A 25,554-nucleotide genomic window follows, 5' to 3' on the forward strand; every position below is an offset into this window, starting at 1 on the left:
TCATGAATAATCATAGATGGTATGAGCAGAATTGATTTCACAGATCTCGACGGCAAGGTCCTGCGAGTGTTCCTGACGATACTCGAAGAAAGCTCGGTCTCGAAAGCCGCGGACCGGCTGGGCGTGACGCAATCGGCTATCAGCCATACGCTTGGTAAGTTGCGGCAGGTGCTGGGTGATCCGCTGTTTGTCAGGTCCGGTCAGGGACTGACCCCGACCGAGCGTGCGCTATCGCTGAAAGAGCCGGTACAGCAGGTATTGGACAGCATGCGCGCGCTGACCGAAGGCCGCCCGTTTGATCCGCTGTCCGAGCAGATGGACGTTCAGATCGCCACAAATGATATGCCGCGCGAGCTTATATTTCCCGATCTGTTGCGGGAAACGCGTGAAGAAGGCGTTCGGTTGCGGCTGGAGTTCATCCCCTCGGGCGTTCCCGACCCGGACCTGCTGCGTAGCGATCGGTGTCAGTTGATGCTGACCCCTCTGCCGCCGGATGGGCCGGATATCTTTCAGAAACGGCTGATTACCAGCCCGCTGATAGTATTCTACGACGCCTCCCGTCGCGATCCGCCCAAGGATTGGCAGGCCTATTGCAACAGCGACCATGTCGAGGTGCGCTTTGCCGATGGGCGAAACGCCCGCGCTGTTATGCGTGGCGTGGATCAGAGCCAGATCAGACCGCCCGTCGTGACCTTGCCGCATTTCAACGCGATCCCGCCCTTCGTGAAAGGCAGCGACCTGATCTCGACCGATACGGCGTTGATGAAACGCGGTCCGCTTGCAGCGCTGGACTGCGCGCCGCTGCCGTTCAAATGCGAGCCGGTGTCGATCTATATGGTCTGGCACCAACGCTCGGCCAACGACCCGGCACATCGTTGGTTACGCGAACGGATTGAGGCCATTGCCACAACTCTTCAGACCTGAGACAGCAACCAGTCGCGCATCTGTCTCACCAACTCTGGTTGACGCGGTTTCTGCGGGGTGACGATGAAAAAGCTCAGGTCATCAACCAGCACCTCGGAGAGCGGCTGCACCAACCGACCCGAGGCCAGTTCTGCCGACACAAGCGGTGCGTTGGCCAGCGCAAACCCCTGCCCAGAGATTGCGGCATCTATCGCCAGGCTTGTCTGGCTGAAACTCATCATCCGGGGTCGCCCATCGACCCCGGCGCGTTCCAGAAACAGGGGCCACAGCCCATGGGAATCGCTGAGCAGAACGTGCTGCATCAGATCGTCTGGACCAGAGATTTGCGCGGCAAGCTCCGAGCTGCCAACCACCACGAACTCGGTCGAAAACAGGGGCGTCGCCTGCAAGCCCTGTGCAATCGGCATTCGGCTTTGACGCACTGCGATGTCGACTCCGTCCGACCTGAAATCCGCCAACCGCTCGCGCGCGTCGACCTGCACCGAGATGTCGGGATGTCGGGTCACAAAATCACTCAGACGCGGCACCAGCCATTTTGAGGCAAAGCTGGGCGTGACCGAGATCGTGATCTGCCGCTGATCGGCCAAATCATCTACAGCCTCTTCGATCAGCCGAAACGCCCGGCGCAGCGGTGCGTGGAACCGACGCCCCGCTTCGGTCAGGCACAAACCGCGTGGAAGGCGTTCGAACAGCGCCGTTCCCAGCCGCGCCTCAAGCCCGCGCACCTGTTGCGCAACCGCCCCCTGGGTTACGCCGATTTCTTCCGCGGCAAGGCGAAAATTCAGGTGACGCGCCGATGCTTCAAAGGCGCGCATCGCGTTGAGAGGTGGAAGAGCGGGCATTCCCTGACTGTAGATTTTCTACTGCCACCGCGCAACAGAACTGATTGGTAAAATTGATCTTGCTGCGCCATCGTCTTGCGAAACAAGGCATAGGAGTGTGTAGATGGAAAAAGTAGCTTTGATCACCGCAGGCGGCAGCGGCATGGGCGCAGACAGTGCGCGCAGATTGGCGGCGGACGGGTTCAAGGTCGGCATCCTGTCTTCCTCGGGCAAGGGTGAGGCGCTGGCGCATGAGTTGGGCGGCGTGGGCATCACCGGCTCGAACCAATCAAATGATGATCTGCAAAAGCTGATCGATGCAGCGATGGCCCATTGGGGGCGGATTGATGTGCTGGTCAACTCGGCAGGTCACGGCCCTCGCGCGCCGGTGCTTGAACTGACGGATGAGGATTGGCACGCCGGCATGGATGTCTATTTCATGAACGCCGTACGGCCCACACGATTGGTAACCCCGATCATGCAGGCGCAAGGCGGTGGGTCGATCATCAACATATCGACCTTTGCCGCCTTCGAGCCTGATCCGGTGTTTCCGACCTCTGGCGTGTTCCGCGCAGGGTTGGCGGCATTTACCAAGCTGTTCTCGGACCAATACGCTGCCGACAATATCCGCATGAACAACGTATTGCCCGGTTTCATCGACAGCCTGCCCGAGAAGGAAGAGTTCCGCGCACGCATCCCACTGGGCCGTTATGGGCGCAGCTATGATGAGATCGCCTCGGTCGTGGCCATGCTCGCCTCTGAAGGCGGAGGCTACATCACCGGACAAAACATTCGCGTCGACGGTGGAATCACCCGGTCTGTCTGACGTCAGAACCGGGCCTTGATGAGATGCGTCAGCGCCGCGCCGGTTTCGAAATAGGCGCGGCGCAGGCCAGTCCAGCGCTCGCTGTAATCGGACACCGCAGGCACCGGCAAAAGCACGGGGTCGTCCTGTAACAAGCTCTGCGCGGTCAGGCGGCCAAACACGGTGCCGGGACCGATACCGCGACCCGAATATCCGTGGATGGCAAGCGCGTTCGGTCCGATCCGGGTGATCTTGGGGATATGGTCCGAGGTCATGGCAATGCGCCCGTGCCAGCCTTGTTCCAAGGGTTGATCGGCCAGTTGCGGGTACAACTCGGCCAGTTTACGTTTGGCCCACGCGGTATGTGTCGCGCTTCCCGCATGGGCAAGATCGCCCATCGCACCGAGGATGAAGCGCCCCTCGTGATCCATCCGGAACGAGGTCATGATCAGGCCGGTATCCCACGCCCCCTCACCGCCCGGCAGAATGCTGGCCCGCAGATTGACAGACAGAGATGCCGTGGCGTATTGGAAATAATAGACCGGCACATAAGCCGGTGCAGAGTCGGCCAGATTCTGGTGATACGCGTTGGTCGCCTGGATCACCGACTTTGCCCGAACGGTGCCTTGTGGCGTCGTCAATATCCAGACATCGCCATCATGCCGCGTCGACCGCACCGGGCTTTGTACAAAGATCTGCGCGCCGGCCTCCTGCGCCGCGCGCGCCAGACCGCGCACATATCCCAGTGGCTGGATCGTGCCTGCACGCGGGTCAAATAACGCCCCGTGAAACGCCTCGCTTCCGGTGCGGTTCGCGGCCTGATCCGAAGAAAGCAACTCGACCGGAGCACCTGTCGCGCTCAGTTGCGCGTGACGGGATTGCAGGTCGCGCAAACCGGCCGCCGAATGCGCGCAATGCAGGGTGCCATCGCGGACCGGGTCGCAATCGATCCCATGTGCTTCGATTAGGTCGAACACCTCGGATGGAGCCGCACCCAGAAGATCGATCAGGCGGTTCCCGGCTTCCGTGCCCAGATACTTGCGTATCTCTTCAGGCGGCAACCACAGGCCCGCATTGGCAAACCCGACATTGCGACCGGAGCCTCCATGCCCGATCCCCTGCGCCTCAAACACACAGACCGAGGCCCCCGCCTGCGCGGCTGTCAGAGCGGCCGAACAGCCGGTATACCCACCGCCAATGACCGCAAGATCGACGGTGATGTCGCGTGTCAGAGGTTGGCTTTCCACATGCTCGCGGCAGGTCTCTGACCAAAGGGACTGATCATGATCGCTCACATCGCGCTCCTTGCAGTATTACGGGTCCATTAGGGCGCAGGATCAGCCGGTTGCAAGCGCCCTTTGATCGTCACGACCCTTGGCGATCAGGAAGGGCTGCGCCTCTTGCCGCGCCTGGAACGCGGCTTTGTCACCCATGCGACGCCAATCAGACAGAACCAGCGACTGCGCAACTGCGCCGCCCAAGGTGGCTCCGGGTCCGGTGACAATGAACAGATCGGGTGCAAATTCACGAGCCGCAGTCTGGAGCGCGCGCGTGAAATCGTAAGGTTCGGTCACCTGATGGCCCAGAGTGTAATCCCACAGCGCCTGCGTATCCGTCGCCCCCGGCCACCAGATTTTACCGCGCCCGTCGATCAGGGGGCGATCCGGCTGGCCGAAAAGGTCCGCCCCCAGCCGCGCCCGACCTTCGGCCGCAACCGGCGCTTGCAACGCCGTGTGGAACGCGGCGTGGTTGGCCAATCGCATGGGAAAGCGTTCCTGTACCGTTGGCTGAGAAGCCTCGAACGCTTTCAGGCCGTCCTCGTTGCCTGCAAGAACCAGCATGCCGCCGAGATCAATCGACAAAGCCAATGTGTGGCCTTCGATCTGGTTGATACGCGCCACGTCGGCCAAAAGGTCAGCCTTGCGGGTGGCGTCATTGGCCCAGCTATCGTCTGTGAAAGGATACACGAGTTGCCCGCCGATCAGATGCTCCTGCATCAGTGTGCCCATGGTGTTCACCACACGAAAGCCGTTCTCGGGCGACAGGGCACCGCCGGCGGCCAGTGCGATGTACCATCCCATTGAATTGCCCGTGACGGCCACCACTTCGATGTCCTCGGCCAGCGTTTGTGCATCAGCCAGCGACGCAGCATAGATCAGCGGGGACGCCACATCTCCGCGCGAGTATTTACTGACGGTGTAGCGGTCCGCACCATCCAGAGCGGTGACGGCCTCCTGCCCGGCCTCGGCGCGGATGGCGTCAAAGTCGCGGAACATCTGCATTCGGTCAGCGTGGTGGCGGTGCAGATAGCCCAGTTCAGGCTTGTTATAGGTCCCTCGACCGGGGCAGATCACAACGGCGGTGCGGGTCATGCTGCGCCTCCGGTCAGTTTCAACGCTGTCGCAACGATACCGTCTTTTGAGGGCAGAGGCGCAGCATAGGCGGGGCCAGTAGCGATGAAACAATCCTCGGCCACCACGCGGGCGGTTGGGGTGGAGGGACTTTCTTCGGCGAAGAAAGTCATCAGCGCCTCGGATTGACTGCCGGTACGGCGGCATTCGTCGACGACTAAAACATGCGCGCATGTTTTGGTGGCCTCACGCAGGGCCTCGACCGGCAAGGGGGCGAGCCAGCGCATGTCAATAATCCGCGCCTTCAGCCCCGCCGCCTGCAATTCGGGCAGCGCCTGTTTCGACAGGTAATGCCCATTGCCATAGGTCACGATAGCCAGATCGGTACCGTCCCCATGCACCCCGACCTCGCCCAGTGCGATGCGTTGGTCCGGCGAGGGATAGATTGTCATCCACCCCGCATCCTGCGCCGCGTGCAGATCCCGCATGGGATAGAGCGCAATCGGTTCCAAAAACACCACCACCCGCTGTTCTTCGCGCGCCAGTCGCACGCATTCGCGCAGCATCTGCGCCGCATCCGCGCCAGTGGACGGGCAAGCGATGATCACGCCCGGAATATCCCGCAGAACGGCCAGAGAATTGTCGTTGTGAAAATGCCCGCCAAAGCCCTTCTGATACCCAAGCCCCGCGATCCGTAACACCATCGGGTTCGTGAACTGACCGTTCGAGAAGAAGGGCAGCGTTGCGGCTTCACCCCGGATCTGGTCTTCGGCATTGTGCAGATAGGCCAGAAACTGGATCTCGGGGATCGGAACGAATCCGTTATGGCCCATGCCGATGGCGAGGCCCAGAATGGATTGCTCATCCAGCAAAGTATCGATTACCCGGTCCGGGCCAAAGCGCTGCTGCAGCTTCTGCGTGACGCCATAGACGCCGCCTTTACGGCCTACATCCTCGCCCATGCAGACGATTTCGCCATGTTCCAGCATCAGATCGGTCAGCGCCCAGTTGATCAGGCGACTCATAGGCTGAGGTTCGTCCATCGCGCGCATATCGCCGCCAAAGGCCTTGGCCCGCGCCTCGGCGCTGGGGCCGTTGGTCGGGCGGCAAGCGCGCTTGGGCGGGATCAGGCTGGCCATGACCTCGGCCGCATTGGCCAGATGCGGGCGTGAGGCAGCCTCCGCCGCCACGCGGTCGGTGCGGGCGCAAGTCTCTTCGTAGATTTTCAGCGCCTGATCCGGGGACAATGCCCCGGCCTGATCCAGCAGGCGCACGGAATGCAACAGAGGATCATTGGCCTCATCTGCCTCAACCTCGGATTTCGGCAGATAGGTCGTGGGCACGTCCGCCCCGGCATGGCCATAAAGGCGCACGGTTTTGAGATGCAGGAAGGCCGGTTTGCGCCGGGTGCGGACATAGTCAGCAGCCTCCTGCGCCACGGCGAATGTCTCGTAGATATCAAGGCCATTGGCCTGGAAGTACCTGATCCCGGGCCGATGCTCCATCGAGGCCTGAATCCAACCCTTGGGAGTCTTGACCGAAATTCCGATCCCGTTGTCTTCGCAGACAAACAGCAGCGGCAGCGGGGTCGATTGCACGCTGGTCCAGCCCGCAGTGTTGATCGCCCCCTGCGCGGTCGAATGGTTGGCTGAGGCATCGCCGAAGGAACACATCGCGATCCCATCTTCAGGAAGATTCCGATGTTCCGGATCATGCCGCCGCGCCGCACCCAAGCTATAGGCTGCGCCGACAGCTTTGGGCAGGTGGCTGGCAATCGTAGAGGTCTGCGGCGGGATGGTCAGAGCCTTGGAGCCCAGAACCTTATGCCGCCCGCCCGAGGTGGGGTCTTCTTTGGAACAGGCAAAACTCAACAGCATGTCCCAGGCGATCTGCTGGCCCGGCACCTGTTGGGCGCGGGCGATCTGGAATGCGGCATCGCGGTAATGCAGGAATGCGATATCCGTCGGCCGCAACGCGTGGGCTACCGCTGCCATCCCCTCATGTCCTGAAGACCCGATCGTATAGAACCCTTGCCCCGCCTTCTGCATGGCGCGACTGGTCCGATCCAGGGCGCGGCTGAGCACCTGTGACCGAAACAGCGACACGGCATCAGTCGGACTGAGCCCCGGTCGCGGAGGCGCACCTTCTGGCAGGTCGCGCTGTGCAACGCGAGTCAGGAAGTTCTCATGTACGATCTGGGCACGGTCCATGGGTCTTGCCTTGTCTGGTCGGTGTCATCGGCCCGTCGGCCACTGGCTAATTTGTCCCGCGCTCTGCCGGGGATTTCAAGCTCAACACTCTGGCGAGCATAGGGGCCATTTTGAACTCATCGCTCTGGCAGCGGGAAAAAACCAGTGCTATTGCATCCAAAAGGTATGAGGTTTCATCATATGATTGCGCCACGCCGGTTTCTTCCGTCTATCTCGTCCCTGCTGGCGCTAGAGGCCGTGGATAGACTGGGCAGTGCATCAGCCGCAGCAGAAGAGTTGTCTTTGACACAAAGTGCAATCAGCCGTCAGCTGAAGACGATGGAAGATCAGTTGGGCGTGCAACTGATCGAGCGCAGCCAGATGCGTCTGCATCTGACACCTGCGGCCAAAGACTATGTGCAAACCGCAAGGTCCGCGCTGCAGGAACTGGCGCAGGCGGCGCTTAAGCTGAAGGCAAACCCGGCGGGCGGTTCACTGGACCTGTCGATCCTGCCCGCCTTTGGCATGCATTGGCTTGCCCCCCGGCTGCAGGGTTTTGCCCGCCGCCACCCTGAGGTCACGGTCAATCTGGGCACCCGGCTGAAGCCGTTCGATTTTGCCTCTGAACCCTTCGATGCAGCCATTCATTTCGGCCAGAGAGACTGGGCAGGGGTCCACTATCTGCCAATCATGCGAGAAGAGGTGCTGCCGGTCTGCGCACCGGGGTTGATCGGAACCACCACCGACCCGTTGGAGGCCCTTCGCACCGCCCCATTGCTGCATCTGGAATCACGTCCGGACGCCTGGGAGAGATGGTTTGAAATGCAGGGCCATTCCGTCACCGGCTTGCGGGGGATGCTGTTTGATCAGTTCTCGACCATGATACAGGCCACGATACATGGATTGGGCGTCGGCCTATTACCTGCATATCTGGTGCAGGACGATCTGGAGGCCGGGCGTCTGGTGCCCGCTTGGGAAGGACCTCCTGTCAGTTTGGGCGACTATTATCTCGTCTGGCCCAATGACCGTGCCACGCCCGAACCGCTGAAATCCTTTCAGGATTGGCTAAGGGATCAACTGGCTTCGAAGTGAGGTCAGAACTTGCCGTTGTCATTTTTCCATTGCTCACGCGGCGCAATGGCTTCGACGGTGTCCCAGTGTTCGACAATCTTGCCATCCGCGATGCGGAAGAGATCATAGAACGCGCTATGCTTCCCCTGAAACTCACCCTCGCAGACGGTCAAAACAAAATCGCCCTCGGCCAAAACCCGATGCAGGTGCCGATAATTCACCTTGTCTGGGTCTGACAGTTCAGCCCGCAACGCCGCAATGTCATCGGACAGGCGCGGATTGTGTTCCACGTAGGCAGCCTCATCGATGCAAGAGGCGAGTTGCTCCAAATCACCGCCAATAAGAGCCGCCTCAACAAAGGATCGAACGAAAGCCCGGTTCTGTTCGGTCAATGCAGGATCACCAACCTCAGTCGACCCATCAACCATACTGTGACCCGACGCATTGGGGCCTTGGCGGGCCTGTATGTTGTCCCAATGCTCCACCGCCTGCCCATCTGCAAAACGGAACACCTCGAACCCGATATTGCGACGCGAGAAATCATACTCGGTATGGGCAAAAACAAACGCCCCATCCTCGAACGCCCGGACGATGTTGACGCGCGGAGAGGTCTCAGACAGGCGCTTGAACAACGCAGCCAACCCCTCGCTGCCTTCATGGGTCTGCGGGTTATGCTGGATGTAGCGCGCCTCGTTCACCACCGAGATCGGGCCGGGATCACCGGTTTCGATGCTTTTGAGCAAGGCGCAGATGCGGGATTTGTTCGACGCCGCCATGAGCAAGTTCCTTTTTGCCGAACCAACTTGTGGCAATCATGGCAGGCGGATTGCGCATCGGCAATGTCGGTGCGCGTCAAAGGCTGCGCGACCTTCGGCCTTGCGTCCTGCGGACGGCAGGGGGCCAAGCAGGCGCGGGCTGCGCCCGCGCCTGCTTGGCCCAACGGGAGGAGACGTTCCGTCAGGAATGTCGACGACGGGCGGGAGTGCTTTGCCTCAGACATCCAGCGAACGGGCGATGAGTTCTTTCATGACCTCATTGGTGCCGCCATAGATCATCTGAACCCGCGCATCCGCATAGAGCCGCGCGATCGGGTATTCCATCATGAACCCATAGCCGCCGAAAAGTTGCAGACATTCGTGCATGATCTCGTTCTGCACTTCAGAGCCCCAGTATTTCACCATCGAGGCGGTGGCCGCATCCAACTCACCTGCCTCAAGCTTGCCGATGCAATCGTTGACGAAACTGCGCAGCACTTCGGCCTTGGTTTTGCATTCGGCCAGTTTGAAGCGGGTGTTCTGGAAATCCATTACCCTCTGACCAAAGGCCTTGCGCTCCTGCACGTATTTCACCGTTTCGGCGATGGCGAAGTCAATCGCGCCCAGCGCCATGATCCCGATGGTCAACCGCTCCCATGGCAGCTGTTTCATCAGTTGATAGAACCCCTGCCCCTCTTCCGGGCCCAGCAGGTTGGTCATGGGCACTTTGACGTCTTCAAAGAACAGCTCAGCCGTATCGTTGCCCTTCATCCCCAGCTTCTTCAGGTTACGCCCGCGTCGGAACCCCTCGGCCCCTTCCGTTTCGACCGCGATCAGCGACACCCCCTTGGCGCCCAGCGATTTATCGGTTTTGGCCGCGACGATCACGAGATCGGCGGACTGACCGTTGGTGATGAAAATCTTGGACCCGTTCAGCCGATAGGAATTGCCATCCTTTTCGGCGCTGGTCTTGACCGCCTGCACGTCCGACCCGGTGCCCGGTTCGGTCATAGCCAGCGCACCGATCATCTCACCCGACGCAAGTTTCGGCAGCCATCGCTGTTTCTGATCCTCACTGCCATAGGCGGTGATGTAGTGGGTTACGATGGATTGTATCCCGTACCCCCAACCGGCATCCCCGCGCGCGGTCTGCTCATAGAGCGTCACGGAATCAAATCCCATGCCGCCGCCCACGCCGCCATACTCCTCGGCAATCGAGCCCGCCATCAGGCCCGCCTGCCCGGCCTGCAGCCAGAACGCGCGATCCACGACACCGTTTTCGATCCAGGTTTCGGCGTTGGGCACCAGTGCATCATCCATGAACCGGCCCGCCATATCGGCAAACATCCGGTGTTCGTCAGTAACCCAGGCGGCGGTGCTGGTAAAAAGCGACATCAAAAGCTCTCCAGATCAAGTGTTTGTTCAACGCTATCCTTGCACGCGATTCCTTCCAATCCATGTGACGTTGCGTCCGCGCAGTTCGCTACGCAACGTCCCTTTGTGCGCCAACCTCTTGGGATCACATCTGAGTTCCACCGGGTGACAAGCCCATCCCAAGCGGCTTTTATCCTTGCCAACCATATCGACGAGAGAAAACCCATGCCGCGTGCCTTTTCCGAACTGACCTTCACACCCGCCGTGCGCGCCCACCAAGAGCGCATGGGTTCGGCGGACGGTTATGCAAAATTCATCGAAGGTGGGCCGCAGCAAGGCCACCGGATTGGTCCGGCTGAGCAAGAGTTTATTCAGGCCCGGGACGGGTTCTATCAGGCCACCGTGTCCGAGACAGGCTGGCCTTATGTGCAGTACCGTGGCGGACCGATTGGATTTCTCAGGGTTCTGGACGACCGAACCATCGGCTATGCGGATTTCTCAGGCAATCAGCAGTATATTTCGCGCGGCAATCTGGACGGCAACGACCGGGTTGCGCTGATCCTGATGGATTACGCAAACAGCCGCCGCCTTAAGATACTTGGGCGGATGGCTTTCACCGAAGGGGCAAATGCTGCTGCCCACCTCTTTCCAGAGGGTGCCGAAGCCAAGGCTGAGCGCGCCGCGATCCTCCATGTCGAAGCGCTGGACTGGAACTGCCCGCGCCACATCACGCCCCGCTTTACTGAGGCCCAATTGAGGCCGCACATGAACGCGCTGGGTCAGCAATTGGCTGAGCTGCAGGCCGAAAATCAAAGACTGCGTCAGGAACTGGCCGCATTGAAGTCTGCAACCACCTAACCCGCGCCAAACCGACGCGGGCCAGGGAAATGATGGCTCAACCCTTGACCTTCCCGTGACTGGAACCCTTATGTCAGGGGCGAAAGTCACTTTTGGGACGACTCGGATGTCGGCATCACAACACGATCAGATCAAGATTACGGGCATGAACTGCGCCTCCTGCGTCGGCCGGGTTGAGGCCGCGTTGGGTGCGTTGCCCGGCGTCAGAGAGGCCGCGGTGAACTTTGCGACCGGCACGGCGGATGTGACTCATGACACCGCGCTTTCGGATATTCTGACTGCGTTGGATACCGCGGGCTACCCTGCGGCGACACGTCAGGCACGTTTGAAGATCGATGGGATGAGCTGCGCGTCCTGTGTCTCCAGGATCGAGCGTACTCTGCATGCCATCCCCGGTGTGACGGAGGCATCGGTCAACCTCGCCAATGCAAGCGCCGTGATCGACTATGCCGACGGCTTGACCGATCCGGCTTCGCTGGCAAAACGCGTGTCCGAGGCCGGATACCCAGCCAGACCCGCCGATACGGGCGCAGAGGATCAGAATGAGAAAGCCGAAGAACTTGCCGGTTTGCACCGTACGACACTGATCGCGGCGGCGCTGGCCGTGCCGGTGTTCGTCCTTGAGATGGGCGGGCATATGATCCCGGCCTTTCATCAATGGATGATGGCCACAATTGGGGCACAGACCAGTCATGTGATCCAATTCGCCCTGACCACGATATTGCTGATCGGTCCCGGGCGCGTGTTTTATGCCAAAGGTATCCCCTCGCTTCTGCGCGGCGCGCCGGACATGAATGCGCTCGTCGCGCTGGGTACCGGGGCTGCGTATCTTTATTCGGTGATTGCAACCTTTGTACCGCAGGTGCTGCCGCAAGGCACCGCCAATGTGTATTTCGAGGCCGCAGCCGTCATTGTCGTCCTGATCCTGCTAGGCCGTTTGCTGGAGGCCCGTGCCAAAGGGCGGACCGGGGCCGCCATACGCAAACTGGTTAGGCTGCAGCCCAAAACTGCACGTGTCGAGAAAGATGGTCAGCTGATCGACCGCCCCATCGCCGAGATAGTGGTCCGTGACATCGTTCAAATCCGACCCGGAGAGCGCGTGCCTGTGGATGGTACCGTGCTGGACGGCAATTCTTATATCGATGAGAGCATGATTACGGGCGAGCCCGTGCCCGTTGGCAAAGCCATCGGTGACCCTGTTGTTGGCGGGACAGTGAACGGCACCGGGTCTCTGCGCATTCAGGCGACGCATGTGGGCGCGGATACGGTCCTGGCGCAGGTCATCGGGATGGTCGAGCAGGCGCAGGGGGCAAAGCTGCCCATTCAGGGGCTTGTCGACCGGATTACCTATTATTTCGTCCCTGCCGTTATGGCGATTGCTGTGCTGACGGTAGCGGTGTGGTTGATCTTTGGCCCTGCCCCGGCCTTGCCATTGGCTTTGGTCGCCGGGGTATCGGTCCTGATCATTGCCTGCCCCTGCGCGATGGGTCTGGCGACGCCGACCTCGATCATGGTGGGCACGGGCCGCGCGGCCGAGTTGGGCGTACTGTTCCGCAAGGGCGACGCGTTGCAACAATTGCAACAGGCCAAGGTCATCGCGCTGGACAAAACAGGGACGCTGACACTGGGCCGACCGGAACTGGAAGAGGTCATCATCACCAACGGATTTGACCGCGCCGAGGTTCTGCGCCTCGCCGCCGCTGCCGAGGCCCGGTCCGAGCACCCGATCGCCACAGCGATCACCCGCGCGGGGCCAGAAGCCTTGCCCGATATCGAAGCGTTCGAGTCCTTGACTGGCCTCGGCCTGCGCGCTCAGATCGAAGGGCGCGACGTGCTGGTTGGCGCAGATCGGCTGATGGCCCAGAATGACATTGATCTGGGCGAACTGCAGACCGAGGCGCAAAAGCGCGCTGCACAAGGTGCGACACCGATCTATGTCGCCATCGACGGTCAGGCCGCAGCAGCTTTGGCCGTATCCGATCCGATCAAACCGGGTACGACCGAGGCGCTGACCCGCTTGCATGATATGGGCGTAACGCTGGCGATGATCACCGGCGACAATGCACAGACGGCTCAGGCTTTGGCCGACCGTTTGGGCATCGACCATGTCACAGCCGAGGTATTGCCCGATGGCAAGGTCGCCGCGATCTCAGCCCTGCAGCAGCAGTTCGGTGCGCTCGCTTTTGTGGGCGACGGAATTAATGATGCTCCGGCGCTGGCAACGGCGGATATCGGTGTTGCGATTGGTACCGGCACCGATGTGGCGATTGAAACTGCTGACGTCGTACTGATGTCAGGCGATCTGCGCGGCGTGGCCAATGCGGTCGAGATCAGCCGCCGGACCATGCGCAACATCCGGCAGAACCTTGGCTGGGCCTTTGGCTATAACACGCTTCTGATCCCGGTTGCTGCCGGGGTGTTGTATCCGTTTGGCGGTCATCTGTTATCGCCGGCTCTGGCCGCAGGAGCGATGGCGCTCTCGAGCGTCTTCGTCGTTTCAAACGCGCTGCGCCTGCGGCGTGTAAGAGCCAGCCTGCCGGAAGCGCAAACCAACACGAGCCAAAGAGAGGTGGCGGCATGAATATCGGAGACGTCTCGACCCGCACCGGCCTGCCTGCCAAGACAATCCGGTATTACGAGGACATCAACCTGATCAAACCGCTGCGCGACGACAACGGATATCGGCGCTTTCGGGATCAGGACATTCACAAGCTGAACTTTCTGGGACGCGCCCGCGCCCTGGGGTTCACGATCGAGGATTGCCGCACTCTGTTGGCGCTCTACGAAGACGAATCCCGTGCCAGCGCGGATGTGAAACGCGTGGCGCGCGATCATCTGGCCCGGATCGATGCGAAGATAGTCGATCTGAAGGGCATGCGCGATACGCTCAGCCATCTTGTCGAAGCCTGCGCCGGAGATGACCGCCCGGATTGTCCGATTCTGAAAGACCTGGGCCACAAAGCGTGACGCGGGGTTGCCCTTTGGGCTCAGCTTTGCTTTGTCTTCGCTGAACATTCCGGCGCGATACGCGCGCCGGACAGCGGAGGGGATCTCAAAAATGGCAAAAGTCGCGTTCCTTGGCCTGGGTGTCATGGGCTATCCGATGGCGGGGCACCTGCAGGCTGCAGGGCATGAGGTCACGGTTTACAATCGCACCGCAAGCAAGGCCGAGACCTGGGTTGCACAGCATGGTGGCACGATGGCGACCACGCCGCGCGCGGCGGCGGAGGGTGCGGAATTCGTGATGGCCTGCGTCGGGAATGATGACGATCTGCGCATGGTTTGCTCTGGTGAGGAAGGCGCCTTTCACGGGATGGCGGAAGATGCGATCTTTGTGGATCACACCACCGTTTCAGCGAAAGTGACGCGCGAGCTTTATGCGGCCGGTCAGGCGAAGGGTATTGCCTTTGTCGACGCGCCGATCTCGGGCGGACAGGCAGGCGCTGAGAATGGCGTGTTGTCGATCATGTGCGGTGGGGATCAGGCGGCTTACGACAAGGCCGAGCCTATGATGCAGGTCTATTCGAAGATCTGCCGCAGGATTGGTGACAGCGGCGCGGGTCAGATGACCAAGATGTGCAACCAGATCGCCATTGCCGGGCTGGTGCAGGGCCTGAGCGAGGCGTTGCACTTTGCCGAGAAAGCCGGGCTGGATGGCCGCGCTGTGGTGGAGGTGATCAGTCAGGGCGCCGCAGGCAGTTGGCAGATGGCGAACCGCTATGAGACCATGCTGGATAATCATTTTGAGCATGGCTTTGCCGTGGATTGGATGCGCAAGGATCTGGGGATTTGTCTGGAAACTGCAGATGAAACCGGGGCGTCCTTGCCGGTGACTGCTCTGGTCGATCAGTTTTACAAGGATGTGCAGAAGCTGGGCGGGGGGCGTTGGGATACGTCCTCTCTGTTCAAGCGATTGCGCGCGTTGGGGTGATCGCAAGGGGGGCTGTCTGCCCCCCATCGCGCCTGCTGGCGCGATTCCCCCCGAAGATATTTTTGGCCAGATGAAGAGGATCCCCTTCGGGGAGAGCTAAGGGGTGTCGCATGAGCGATTTGAACGCATATTGGGCCGGGAAGCTACGCCAGCGCTGGGGGCTGGATGCGCGATTGACGCGGTTGGATGGGGAATATGACCTCAACTTTCTGGTGCAGGCGACCAATGGTCAGGATTATGTGCTGAAGGTAATGCGGGCGGGGTGTGAGCCCGAGTTGGTCGATTTGCAGATCAAAGTCTTGGAACATATCGCTTCGGCAGCGCCCGGGCTGCCTTTTCCAAAAGTATTCCCCGATCTCTCGGATGCGATGTTGCCCGCAATTGAAGATGAAAGCGGAAGGGAACGGTTGGTTTGGTTGCTGGAGCGGTTGCCGGGTGAGTGTTATGCGTGCAGCGCGCCCAAGACAGAGGATCTGATCCTGAAGTTGGGTCGCGTGCTGGGCGCGACGGATCGGGCGCTGGAAGGGTTCGATCATGCGGGTCTGCATCGTGAAGAATTCAAGTGGGATCTGACGCAGGCGGGTTGGATTGCCGATCAGTTGAACGCAATTGAGGACCCTGTACGGCGTGCCCTGTTGCAGGATGTTGTGGCTGGCTTTGATGCCATTCGCAGCCAGCTGGATGATCTGCCCAAACAGGCCATTCACAATGATGCAAATGACTACAACATTCTGGTCGAGGGTGAATTGAGCGAACGCCGCAGCGTCTCGGGCCTGATTGATCTTGGAGATATGTGCGCCGCACCGCGGATATGCGATCTTGCGATTGCCGGGGCCTATGTGGTGTTGGATCATCCCAAGCCCGAATGCGCGCTGGCAGCGCTGGTGCGCGGCTATCATGCCGCCAACCGGTTGCGCGCAGATGAGGTCGATTTGATCTGGCCTCTGGTGCAGATGCGGCTTGCGGTGTCCGTTGTGAACTCGACCCTTATGGCAGCGGAAAACCCGGATGACCCTTATGTGACGGTCAGTCAGGCCCCGGCATGGCGGTTTCTTGAGAACACTTCGGTCAATGGCGATTTGATGTCGGCGCGGCTGCGCACGGCCTGTGGTTTGCCGGTGGTGGACGGAGCGGAGCGCATACATGCCTATCTGGCCAACCATCGCGGGCAGTTTGCGCAAATGTTCGGGCAGGATTTGAGCACAACCCCCATAGGCTCGCTTTCGGTTGAAAATTCGACATGGCCTCAGAACCCGTTCAACATGCCGCTTGAAGAGGCAGCGCGCGTGGGGGAGGAGTTCGGTGAAGGCCTTTGGCTGGGATATTACAACGAACCCCGCCTGATCTATGCCGAGCCGGGTTTCCGCAAGGGGCCGTGGAAGGCCTCGGACCGGCGGACGGTGCATCTGGCCGTGGATGTGTTTGCGCCTGCGGGGACCGTTCTGCATGCGCCACTCAGCGGTCGGGTCGATGCGGTAGAAAACCGCGATGCGCATCTGGACTATGGCGGGGTGGTGATCCTGCATCATGAGACGCCGGATGGCGATGCGTTCTATACGCTTTACGGCCATCTTGACCCCGAGGTCTGCGACCGTTTGAAACCGGGAGATCCGGTGGCGCAGGGCGCGGCTTTTGCGCAACTGGGGGACGCCACGCAAAACGGCGGTTGGGCGCCGCATGTGCATTTCCAACTGGCGTTGACCACACGAGGCATGCAAGCCGACTGGCCCGGCGTGGCCGATCCGGATGAGTTGGAGCTGTGGAATGCTGTCTGCCCCAACCCGGCTGCGCTGTTGAACCTGCCGGACGATAAGGTCGCGTATCGCCCGACGGACAAGCAGAAGATCCTGCAGGGGCGGCGCGATCACTTCGGGGGTAACCTCAGCCTGACATACGATGATCCGGTCATGCTGGTACGCGGTTGGAAGCACCATCTTTTCGATGAATGGGGTCGCCCCTATCTGGACGCCTATAACAACGTGCCCCACGTGGGGCACGCGCATCCGCGGATTCAGGCGGTTGCGGCGGATCAGTTGAAGCGGATGAACTCGAACACTCGCTATCTGCACCCTGCACAGACCGCCTTTGCTGAGAAGGTCTTGTCAAAACTCCCCGACCGGTTCGAAGTCTGCTTCTTCGTCAACTCCGGCACCGAGGCCAATGAGCTGGCCTTGCGTCTGGCGCGGGCGCATACCGGGGCGAAGGGAATCGTGACGCCGGATCACGGGTATCATGGCAATACCAACGCGGCGGTGGCGATCTCGGCCTACAAATTCAACAAGCCGGGCGGCGTCGGCAAGGCGGATTGGGTAGAGCTGGTTGAGGTTGCGGATGATTATCGCGGCGCGTTCAAGCGGGACGATCCCGACCGCGCTACAAAATTCGCGAATTTTGTCGATCCCGCGATTGCCGCTTTGCAGGAACGCGGCCACGGTGTCGCTGGATTCATTGCAGAAACCTTCCCGTCGGTCGGAGGGCAGATCATTCCGCCCAAAGGCTATCTGCCTGCCGTCTATGAAAAAATCCGCGCTGCGGGTGGTGTTTGCATCGCCGACGAAGTGCAGACTGGGCTTGGTCGTCTTGGAGAGCATTATTTCGGCTTCGAACATCAGGGCGCGCTGCCGGATATCGTGGTGATGGGCAAACCCATCGGCAACGGACATCCTCTGGGTGTGCTGGTTACCACCAAAGAGATCGCACAGAGCTTTGATAACGGGATCGAGTTCTTCTCGACCTTCGGCGGGTCAACCCTGTCCTGCCGCATCGGTAAAGAGGTGCTGGATATCGTTGATGACGAAGGTCTGCAGGACAATGCCCGCGTTATGGGAGCCCGCCTGATGGAAGGGCTGCGGCAGATCGAAACCGATTTCCCACAGGTCGGCGATGTGCGCGGCATGGGTCTGTTTCTGGGTGTCGAGCTGATCAATCCCGATGGTTCAGAGGCCAGCGAGATCTGCAGCTATGTCAAAAACCGGATGCGGGATCATCGCATTCTGATCGGCAGTGAGGGGCCGAAGGACAACATCCTGAAGATCCGCCCTCCGCTGACGATCGAAGCCGAGGATGTGGATATGATCCTCTGGGCCCTGCGCGATGTGTTGTCCGAGGTGGGCGATTACACGCCAGAGCCTTCTTGCGATCATGATCATCATCACGCCGGTTGCGGCTGCTGCTAAAAAACAAAACCCCGGCAAAATGGCCGGGGTTTTGAGTTTACCGATCAGTGGAGCACCGAGCTTGGGGGTTGGTGCCCTGTCGTCGGCAGGGGGATTGAGGCGGTCATGCGACGCAAGGCCAGACCAAGTTCTTCTGACAACGACGCCAGAGCGGGGGCGAAATCCGGGCGCACGATCAAAGAAGCCATCATCATCGCATCTTCGCGCGCGCCTTCGGAGGCGGCGGCAATCATCTGGGCAAAGCAGTTCTCATCCGCGCCCAGACAGGAGCATCCGAGCCCGTGCCGAACCAGTGGTCTCCGCCCGTGATGAGCACAGAGCGCGCACAATCGATCCAGCGTCAGCATAGCGGCCCGACCATGATCCACGCCCAGCGCGATGTCGAAATCGCTGGCCGCATTGGCACGACCGGTTTCACCATCGCCCCATAGACGCAAGTACATCACAGCACCTGCCTCAACCGGGGTCAGATCGGACAGTCGTCCAACGGCGGCACCGCCGCGCGATGCAGGCACGCTCATTTCGTCAGGATCAGTTTGCCCGCGCGGGTGATGCGCAGGGTGTAAAGCTGATCACCAAGCTCGATATGAGCCAGGTTCCCGCCTGCGGTCAGGTCTTCTGCCTTATGCGCGGGCAGCATCGAGATAGCATAGCTTTGGGTCGGATTGGGGGTCTGCGCGTTCATCGGAGCATCTCCAGAGCGTTTTGGCACTTGGCCTTATCTGTTCGTGGTTCGCTTGATCTGGCTGACCCGATCTCGGGTTGGCTGACTGTTCTCAACCCTTAATCTGATAAAAATAGTAAGATTTGTCAACCCTTGGTTTTTTAGGCATTTCAACCGCTTCCTGTTGCACAGATCGCCGCTGCGCCTTAGGCCTTGGGCGTACCTGAACAGAGACGGAATCGAACATGGTGGCAGTTGTAGTATTTGACCTGGACGGGACTCTGGTGGACAGCATCGCCGACATCGCAAATGCCGCGAACCGGATGCTGACAGATCAGGGACTCACCCCCCTGCCCCAGGATACGATCCGAAGCTTCGTCGGCAACGGCTTGCCCAAGCTGGTCGAGCGGGTCATCGATCATTGCGGGATCGACCGGGATCGACACCCGGAGCTAACACAGCTCACTCTGCGCCATTACAATGCCGTCGCCTGTGATCAGACCGCCGTCTATCCCGGCGTACCCGAGGCGCTTGAACAACTGCGTGCCATGGGCTGCACTCTGGGCGTATGCACCAACAAGCCCGAAGAACCGGCGCGTCATGTCTTGGACGCACTGAATCTGTCACAGTATTTCGACGTGGTCTTTGGCGGCGACAGCCTGAACACCCGCAAACCCGATCCTGCGCATCTACACGCCAGCTTCGAGGCCCTGCCTGATACCGGCCCCCGCATATTTGTCGGAGACAGCGAAGTCGACGCTGAAACCGCGCACAGGGCGAAGGTGCCATTCCTGTTGTTCACCGAAGGCTATCGCAAATCACCGATCACCGAGATGCACCATACGCTCAGCTATGCCGACAGCGCGGAATTGCCCGATCTGGTGAACCAGATCCTCGGGGACACACCACAGCACTCATGACCCCTAAAAAAAGAGAGAGGGGCCGGCCAAGGGGGTAAGAAGCCAGCCCCTCATCGGGGGAAATTTGTGAAAGTGGTACGAGCGTTCTGCCCGGTGTTAATGAATAATTAACGTATCTACCCAAGCGCCGAAATTGGGGGATTCCCGTAGAGCAGCGCTTTTTTGTCAAAACTCCAGCAAAATAACGTCCATCCGGGTGCGTTTTGCGACCTATCCGGCAGACATTCCGGCGGCTGCGCGGGCGATCACAAGTTCTTCGTTGGTAGGTATGACCATCAGCTTCACGGCGGACGACTCGGTCGAGATCACACGTGCACTGCCGGCATTGGCTTTCTCGTCCAGCTCAGCCCCGAGCCACCCTAGATCCGAGCAAATCTCGGATCGTATCAAAACCGAATTCTCTCCGATCCCACCGGTGAACACTACAGCGTCCAGACCACCAAGCACCGCTGTAAGCGATCCCAGTTCCCGGCGGGCACGGAAGGTGAAGTACTCGATTGCCCGCTTGGCCTCAGGCGTATCCGACTGTTCAAGTGTGCGCATATCGTTGGACAGACCCGACAACCCCAGAAGACCCGACTTGCGATATAGCAGGTCCGATATCTCTTCTGCCTCCATACCCTTCTGCTGCATCAAGTACAGCATCACGCCCGGATCAAGCTGACCGCAGCGCGTGCCCATCGGCAAGCCATCCAGCGCTGAAAAGCCCATGGTCGAGCCCACCGAGCGACCTCCATGAATGGCGCACATTGATGCGCCATTGCCCAGATGCGCCACGATCACCCGCCCGGAATGCACCCCTGGCGCAGTCTGGGCCAGGTGACCCGAGATGTAGTCGTAGCTGAGCCCATGGAAGCCATAGCGACGGACACCCATGTCATAATATTCAGTCGGCAGCGCGAAGGTATCGTTCACCCACGGGTGATGACGATGAAAGGCTGTGTCGAAACAGGCCACCTGAGTGGCCTCGGGAAAGCGCGCCATCGCGGCCCGCGCACCGGCTAAGTTATAGGGCTGGTGCAGCGGCGCGAAGGGTTTCAGCGCCTCCAGTGCGCTTAGAACATCGGGGGTAATGGTAGCGGGCCGGTCGTTATCCGGACCTCCGTGCACGATGCGGTGCCCCACCGCAGCGACCCGGGCTGCGGGAAACTGGTTCTGCAGCAGGCTGAGAACCCGATCCAGCGCGCTGTCGTGATCGCGGATTGCATCCGAAACCTCGTCGATCAGTCTGCTGCCATCCGCCCCACGCAGGCTGACCGACGCCCCGGGGCTGCCGATCCTGTCGACCATTCCGGTGCAGACCGGGCTGGGATCGCCGTCGCCCCGAGCGAACAGCCCGAATTTCAGCGACGAGGAACCAGCATTCAGCGTAACGATATGATCCATCAAACCTTTCCAGACAACCGCGCCGCATGCAACGCCGCCACGGCGCAAGAGGCGAGGCGCGCCTTGTCGTCATCCGCACGGCTGTTCAGAATAATCGGCACCCTCGCCCCCAGCACCACTCCGGCACCTTCGGCATGGGCAATATAGGTCAGCTGTTTGGCCAGCATATTGCCAGCGTCCAGATTGGGTACGACCAGAATGTCGGCGCGGCCCGCCACTTCCGAGACAATCCCTTTGGTACGTGCTGCCGCCAGGCTAACCGCGTTGTCCATGGCCAGAGGGCCATCGACCAGACCGCCCTTGATCTGCCCACGCTCGGCCATCTTGGACAAAAGCGCTGCGTCGATAGAGGAGCGGATCGCGGGGTTCACCGTCTCGACCGCCGACAGAACACCAACCTTTGGCGCGCCGATACCGATTGAGATCGCCAGATCGATGGCATTCTGGGTGATGTCGATTTTCGTTTCCAGATCAGGCTCGATATTGATGGCCGCATCGGTCACCAGCAGCGGATGAGGCTGCCCGGGTACATCCATTACAAACACATGGGTAAAGCGTCGCCCGACTTTCAAACCCCTGTCACGCCGGAGCGCGGCGCGCAGCAGGTCATCCGTGTGCAGATGGCCCTTCATCAAGGCCTCGGCACGGCCATCCATCACCAGATCGACTGCCTTGTTGGCGGCATCGAAATGGCCCGCGACAGGGATGATCTCGGTCTCGCCCAACGGCAGATCAATCTCTTTGGAGGCTGCCAGTATCTTGTCGGGATCGCCGATCAGGATTGGTTCGATAATGGTCTCGCGCGCCGCCAGAAGCGCCCCGCCGAGCGAGTTCGGCTCTTCCGGGGCGATCACGGCTGTGGGGATCGGGGGCAACGGGCGCGACCGATCCAGCAACGCGTCGAAATGCCGGTGCCGCTGCACCACAAGACCGGGCACTTCGATCTCATGAAATGACATCTCTTTTTCCGGCGCAATCACCACCGCGGTGCCAGAGACGATCACCGCATCATCGCTGGGTCGGATCACCTGAGTTTCCAGAACCACCTCTCGGTTCTCGCGCTTTTCGACGACCGTAACGCGCGCCATCAGTTCCTCGCCCGCATGGGCGCGAGTGCTGAAATCGAAGCTTTGCGACTTATAGAGCGTCCCAGCACCCGGCAGGATATTCCCCAGCACGGCAGATATCAGAGCCCCGACAAACATCGCGGGCGCAATCGCCTCATCTATGTTGTCGCCATCTCCATCCTCGGCCGCCAGATGCAGGGGGTTATGATTGCCGGAGTTCGACGCGAAGACATAAAAATCATCCTCGGTGCAAATCCGTCTTAACTCGGCCGTATCGCCAATCTGTAGCTGATCGTAGGGCTTATTGTGGTACTGCATGGATACTCTCGACGGCTGATTTGTACCGAGCATTATGAGATTTTAGGTAAATATCCAATGACGTTCGCGGGGTTTTCTAGGGCTCAAAACCATCTGGCACGCCAAAGAGCGGCGTATCTAGCGTTGTGCCTTTCAACGCGCTCAAGAATGCCACCAGATCTGCGATCTGGGCGTCGGTCAGTTTCAGCGGTTCGATGTCGATCTTCTGACGCTGACGCTCCATCTCGAACCGGTCCTGCCAAACGATGAAATCCACCTTAGCCAGCCACGGCACGTCCGGCAGCCCAGCCATTTCAGGGGTCCAGGCCTCAAGGCTCTGCGATGGATTCAGGTGGTGACGGATGATGCCTTCCAGATCGGGAAAGGCGCCATTATGGCCGTAGGGCGCTGTCTCGGTCACGTTGCGCAGCATCGGGGTACGAAAGCGATAGGCGTCCTCAAGCCGGTCGCTTTCGCCCATACGGCCCACATCGCGGGCATAGGGGTCCCATTGGCGGGTCTTGCCCGGACCAAAAGGCGGCAGGCCCAGCGCGTGGAATTTCTGATCCGACAGCAAAGGTCCCGAGTGGCAGTTTACGCATCCTGCCTCGCCAAAGAACAGGGTCATGCCGTCGTGCTGCTGCGGCGTTAAAGCCGTGTGATCCCCTGCCAGATATAGATCGAATGGACTGTTCGTGCTGCGCCATTCCAGCGCCATGAACGCGGCCAGCGCGTTGGCGATTTGAGTGATCGAGATATCCTCTGTCGCGTCGATTTCGCCGAAAGCCTCGACCATGGCGAGGCCATAGCGCGGATCGGTGCGAACGCGCTTGGCAAGGATCGGCCAGCCCTTGTCGATGCGGGCATGCACCGCGCCGGTGACCTGATTTTCCGCCACATTCCCGGCCATCTCAAATTGCGAGGTCAGCGGGAACAGTGCCTGCGCCGCCAGCAAAGAATTCAGCCCTTCCGGCAGCCATTCCTGCGCGGGCGAGTTGAAGCCGTTGCCGTAGACATCCGAAATACTCAGGCGGCCATCATGAAAAACAGTATGGATGTCCTTGGCCCCAAGGTTCCACAAACCTGGTGAATTGCGCGGAATGCGCTTGCGGATCTTGTCTGCACCGATGCCCGGCGTGCGATCTGGCCCCAGGCCCTGCCCGCCCTCGCCGATGCCCAGCGACAACCCGTCCGAGGTGCCGAAATCCGGGTGGTGGCAATGAGCGCAACTGATGTTCTGGTTGCCCGACAGGATCGGGTCGTAAAACAGTTGATGACCAATGGCGGCCTGTTTCATATCAAAGGGGAGGAAATCATCATCCGTCAGCGGACGCGGCAAATCCTGAGCAGCCGCAGCCCCTGCCAAAAGGAAAGCAATCCCATGCGTCAGCTTGTATTTGCCCTTTGCCTTCTCGCGACCCCAGCGCTGGCTGAGTTGGAACAGGCACGCAATCTGATGGAGGCCGGAGAGTTTGAAGCAGCGCGCGAGGAACTGCTGCCCGCCGCTCGGTCCGGAAATGCCGAAGCCGAGGAATTGATCGGTGTGATGTACGGGTTGGGGCTTGGGGTCAAACAGGACTATGAGCGGGCGTTTGAATGGTATCTGCGCGCATCGATGAAGGGGCATCCGGGGGCGCAATCCGGCATCGGCTGGTATTATGAGCTGGGTCTCGGCATGCCCGCGCCTGATCTGGTGCGGGCCTATATGTGGTACACACTCAGCGCGATTGGCGGCGATCCCGATGCAGCGATCAGCCTTGAGGAAGTGGTCAAGAAAATGACGCCGGAGCAGATCGAAAGGGCGCATGTTCTGGTCAACGACTACAAAGGGTGGATGTACCCGTTTCGGTGAAGGCCGGGCCACGAGGGCCCGACCCAATATCTCAGTTCAGGTCCGCATCGCGTGAGGCGTTCACGTCCGCCTCGGCTGCTGCCACAGCGTCCGTCAACGCTACAAAGATCTCATCGCCACGTGTCACATTGGACTGGAACCAGTCATAGACCGGGGTTGCAGCCTCTTTGAACGCAGCCTTCTGGTCGGGTGTCAGGACATAAAGGTCACCGCCACCGGCGACAAAATCCTCATAAGCCTGAATCGACTTGCGCTTGGGCGAGGCAAAGGTCGCCTGCTGCAGAGCATAGAAGCCGTCCACGACGACACGGCGCATATCCTCGGGCATCTCCTGGAACTTGGCGTTGTTCATCCACCACAACGCGCCCATATAGGCGTGGCCGTCCAGCGTGACATATTGCAGGCCCGCGTCAGGGAATTTCATGCCCATGATGTCAGTGATACCGTTCTTGGACCCTTCAACAACGCCAGTCTGGAAGCTGGTGAACAGTTCCGGCCACGGGATCGGGGTGGGTGATGCACCCAGCGCCTTCACCAGTTCCTGCGGCAGGTCGGCGACCACGGTGCGGATCTTCAAGCCCTCCATGTCGGCGGGCTCAGCAATACGGCGCTGGGTGTTGGCGAAGTTGCGCCAGCCGCCGGTGTTGCCGATGGTCATCAGTCGGATCGCGCCGCCGGAATCCTCAAGCGCCATGTCACGCATGGTGCGGGTGAAATCGCCGGAAAGGACATGCTCGGCAATGCGGTCATCGGCCATCAGGTAAGGCAGGTCCAGAACCTGCACATAAGGAAAGATGCCCGAGGCCCCGCCCGAGGTGGAGATATAGATGTCGATGGTGCCATCGGCCACGCCCTGCAGGCACTCAGCACCGTTCGAACACAGCTGCGTGCCGATGAACAGCTCAACCTCGATGGCGCCGTTCGAGGCAGCCTCGACATAGTTCTTGAAGACGACCAGCCCGTCATAGTCTTCGTCATTTTCGTTCGAGTTGGCAGTGGCGCGCAGCGTATAGTCGGCAGCGGTCGCGACCATGGCGGACGCGGCCACCAGCGATGTGGCCACCGCTGCGGTTTTCATAAATCTTCTGAGCATGCGTTTCCTCCCTGTGATAC

General features: G+C 60.2%; 22 protein-coding genes. 10 read left to right on the forward strand and 12 right to left on the reverse strand.

All coding sequences use genetic code 11. The features are described 5' to 3' along the window. The first annotated feature begins 21 nt into the window (after positions 1-21). The gene (locus ACR0IV_RS09065; RefSeq protein ID WP_480468968.1) at positions 22-924 is read left to right on the forward strand and encodes a LysR family transcriptional regulator; all 903 of its coding nucleotides are present in this window, start codon (positions 22-24) and stop codon (positions 922-924) included. On the opposite strand, the gene ACR0IV_RS09070 is transcribed toward ACR0IV_RS09065, so the two are convergent. Further along, positions 915-1,766 carry a LysR substrate-binding domain-containing protein gene (locus ACR0IV_RS09070; RefSeq protein WP_480468967.1) on the reverse strand — a complete coding sequence of 284 codons (852 nt, stop codon included), beginning with the start codon at positions 1,764-1,766 and terminating at the stop codon, positions 915-917. The genes ACR0IV_RS09065 and ACR0IV_RS09070 overlap by 10 nt on opposite strands. Positions 1,767-1,869: 103 nt before the next feature. Between ACR0IV_RS09070 and ACR0IV_RS09075 the strand changes: the two genes are divergently transcribed. Beyond that, entirely contained in the window at positions 1,870-2,571 is a 702-nt protein-coding gene (locus ACR0IV_RS09075; RefSeq protein ID WP_480468966.1) for an SDR family oxidoreductase, read from the forward strand. Between the two features lie 2 nt (positions 2,572-2,573). Here the strand turns inward: ACR0IV_RS09075 and ACR0IV_RS09080 are convergent, their stop codons facing one another. The 3 genes from ACR0IV_RS09080 to ACR0IV_RS09090 are packed head-to-tail and all read right to left on the reverse strand — an operon-like array spanning position 2,574 to position 7,111. After that, positions 2,574-3,845: an NAD(P)/FAD-dependent oxidoreductase gene (locus ACR0IV_RS09080; protein WP_480656955.1), complete on the reverse strand. Its 1,272-nt coding sequence runs from the start codon at positions 3,843-3,845 to the stop codon at positions 2,574-2,576. Between the two features lie 42 nt (positions 3,846-3,887). Next, positions 3,888-4,922 carry an ACP S-malonyltransferase gene (locus tag ACR0IV_RS09085; protein WP_480656954.1) on the reverse strand — a complete coding sequence of 345 codons (1,035 nt, stop codon included), beginning with the start codon at positions 4,920-4,922 and terminating at the stop codon, positions 3,888-3,890. After that, positions 4,919-7,111 carry a dehydrogenase E1 component subunit alpha/beta gene (locus tag ACR0IV_RS09090; RefSeq protein ID WP_480656953.1) on the reverse strand — a complete coding sequence of 731 codons (2,193 nt, stop codon included), beginning with the start codon at positions 7,109-7,111 and terminating at the stop codon, positions 4,919-4,921. The genes ACR0IV_RS09085 and ACR0IV_RS09090 overlap by 4 nt, the downstream gene beginning before the upstream one ends. Positions 7,112-7,291: 180 nt before the next feature. Between ACR0IV_RS09090 and ACR0IV_RS09095 the strand changes: the two genes are divergently transcribed. Next, positions 7,292-8,182 (forward strand): LysR substrate-binding domain-containing protein, encoded by an 891-nt coding sequence (locus ACR0IV_RS09095; protein WP_480468962.1) that lies wholly within the window; start codon positions 7,292-7,294, stop codon positions 8,180-8,182. A 2-nt stretch (positions 8,183-8,184) separates the two neighbouring features. On the opposite strand, the gene ACR0IV_RS09100 is transcribed toward ACR0IV_RS09095, so the two are convergent. Continuing rightward, entirely contained in the window at positions 8,185-8,937 is a 753-nt protein-coding gene (locus tag ACR0IV_RS09100; protein ID WP_480656952.1) for a nuclear transport factor 2 family protein, read from the reverse strand. A gap of 216 nt (positions 8,938-9,153) precedes the next feature. Next, positions 9,154-10,311 (reverse strand): acyl-CoA dehydrogenase family protein, encoded by a 1,158-nt coding sequence (locus ACR0IV_RS09105; protein ID WP_480468960.1) that lies wholly within the window; start codon positions 10,309-10,311, stop codon positions 9,154-9,156. A gap of 204 nt (positions 10,312-10,515) precedes the next feature. Between ACR0IV_RS09105 and ACR0IV_RS09110 the strand changes: the two genes are divergently transcribed. From ACR0IV_RS09110 to ACR0IV_RS09130, 5 genes are all read left to right on the forward strand, one after another. Beyond that, on the forward strand, positions 10,516-11,148 hold the full coding sequence (locus tag ACR0IV_RS09110; RefSeq protein ID WP_480468959.1) for a pyridoxamine 5'-phosphate oxidase family protein: 633 nt from the start codon (positions 10,516-10,518) through the stop codon (positions 11,146-11,148). Between the two features lie 106 nt (positions 11,149-11,254). Next, complete coding sequence (locus ACR0IV_RS09115) at positions 11,255-13,729, forward strand: heavy metal translocating P-type ATPase (protein WP_480468958.1); 2,475 nt, start codon at positions 11,255-11,257, stop codon at positions 13,727-13,729. Beyond that, positions 13,726-14,115 (forward strand): Cu(I)-responsive transcriptional regulator, encoded by a 390-nt coding sequence (cueR, locus tag ACR0IV_RS09120; protein WP_480656951.1) that lies wholly within the window; start codon positions 13,726-13,728, stop codon positions 14,113-14,115. The genes ACR0IV_RS09115 and cueR overlap by 4 nt, the downstream gene beginning before the upstream one ends. 91 nt (positions 14,116-14,206) lie before the next feature. Continuing rightward, on the forward strand, positions 14,207-15,079 hold the full coding sequence (locus tag ACR0IV_RS09125) for an NAD(P)-dependent oxidoreductase (RefSeq protein ID WP_480656950.1): 873 nt from the start codon (positions 14,207-14,209) through the stop codon (positions 15,077-15,079). 110 nt (positions 15,080-15,189) lie between these two features. Beyond that, positions 15,190-18,255 (forward strand): aminotransferase class III-fold pyridoxal phosphate-dependent enzyme, encoded by a 3,066-nt coding sequence (locus tag ACR0IV_RS09130; RefSeq protein ID WP_480656949.1) that lies wholly within the window; start codon positions 15,190-15,192, stop codon positions 18,253-18,255. A 44-nt stretch (positions 18,256-18,299) separates the two neighbouring features. Here the strand turns inward: ACR0IV_RS09130 and ACR0IV_RS09135 are convergent, their stop codons facing one another. Both ACR0IV_RS09135 and hemP read right to left on the reverse strand, forming a co-directional pair. Then, positions 18,300-18,776: a hypothetical protein gene (locus tag ACR0IV_RS09135; RefSeq protein WP_480656948.1), complete on the reverse strand. Its 477-nt coding sequence runs from the start codon at positions 18,774-18,776 to the stop codon at positions 18,300-18,302. Beyond that, positions 18,773-18,940 (reverse strand): hemin uptake protein HemP, encoded by a 168-nt coding sequence (gene hemP / locus ACR0IV_RS09140; protein ID WP_480468953.1) that lies wholly within the window; start codon positions 18,938-18,940, stop codon positions 18,773-18,775. The genes ACR0IV_RS09135 and hemP overlap by 4 nt, the downstream gene beginning before the upstream one ends. Before the next feature lie 224 nt (positions 18,941-19,164). Between hemP and gph the strand changes: the two genes are divergently transcribed. Further along, positions 19,165-19,839 (forward strand): phosphoglycolate phosphatase, encoded by a 675-nt coding sequence (gph, locus tag ACR0IV_RS09145; RefSeq protein WP_480468952.1) that lies wholly within the window; start codon positions 19,165-19,167, stop codon positions 19,837-19,839. A 210-nt stretch (positions 19,840-20,049) separates the two neighbouring features. Here the strand turns inward: gph and ACR0IV_RS09150 are convergent, their stop codons facing one another. The 3 genes from ACR0IV_RS09150 to ACR0IV_RS09160 all read right to left on the reverse strand — a co-directional run bounded on the left by ACR0IV_RS09150 (position 20,050) and on the right by ACR0IV_RS09160 (position 23,955). Then, positions 20,050-21,225 carry an acetate/propionate family kinase gene (locus tag ACR0IV_RS09150; protein ID WP_480468951.1) on the reverse strand — a complete coding sequence of 392 codons (1,176 nt, stop codon included), beginning with the start codon at positions 21,223-21,225 and terminating at the stop codon, positions 20,050-20,052. Next, on the reverse strand, positions 21,225-22,610 hold the full coding sequence (locus ACR0IV_RS09155) for a bifunctional enoyl-CoA hydratase/phosphate acetyltransferase (protein WP_480656947.1): 1,386 nt from the start codon (positions 22,608-22,610) through the stop codon (positions 21,225-21,227). The genes ACR0IV_RS09150 and ACR0IV_RS09155 overlap by 1 nt, the downstream gene beginning before the upstream one ends. 76 nt (positions 22,611-22,686) lie before the next feature. Next, positions 22,687-23,955 (reverse strand): cytochrome-c peroxidase, encoded by a 1,269-nt coding sequence (locus ACR0IV_RS09160; protein WP_480656946.1) that lies wholly within the window; start codon positions 23,953-23,955, stop codon positions 22,687-22,689. Positions 23,956-23,970: 15 nt separating this feature from the next. On the opposite strand from ACR0IV_RS09160, the gene ACR0IV_RS09165 reads away from it, so the two are divergent. Next, entirely contained in the window at positions 23,971-24,441 is a 471-nt protein-coding gene (locus ACR0IV_RS09165; RefSeq protein ID WP_480468948.1) for a tetratricopeptide repeat protein, read from the forward strand. A gap of 31 nt (positions 24,442-24,472) precedes the next feature. On the opposite strand, the gene ACR0IV_RS09170 is transcribed toward ACR0IV_RS09165, so the two are convergent. Beyond that, positions 24,473-25,534: a TRAP transporter substrate-binding protein gene (locus ACR0IV_RS09170; protein ID WP_480468947.1), complete on the reverse strand. Its 1,062-nt coding sequence runs from the start codon at positions 25,532-25,534 to the stop codon at positions 24,473-24,475. Positions 25,535-25,554 lie beyond the last annotated feature (20 nt).

This window comes from Ruegeria sp. C2, from assembly GCF_056537765.1.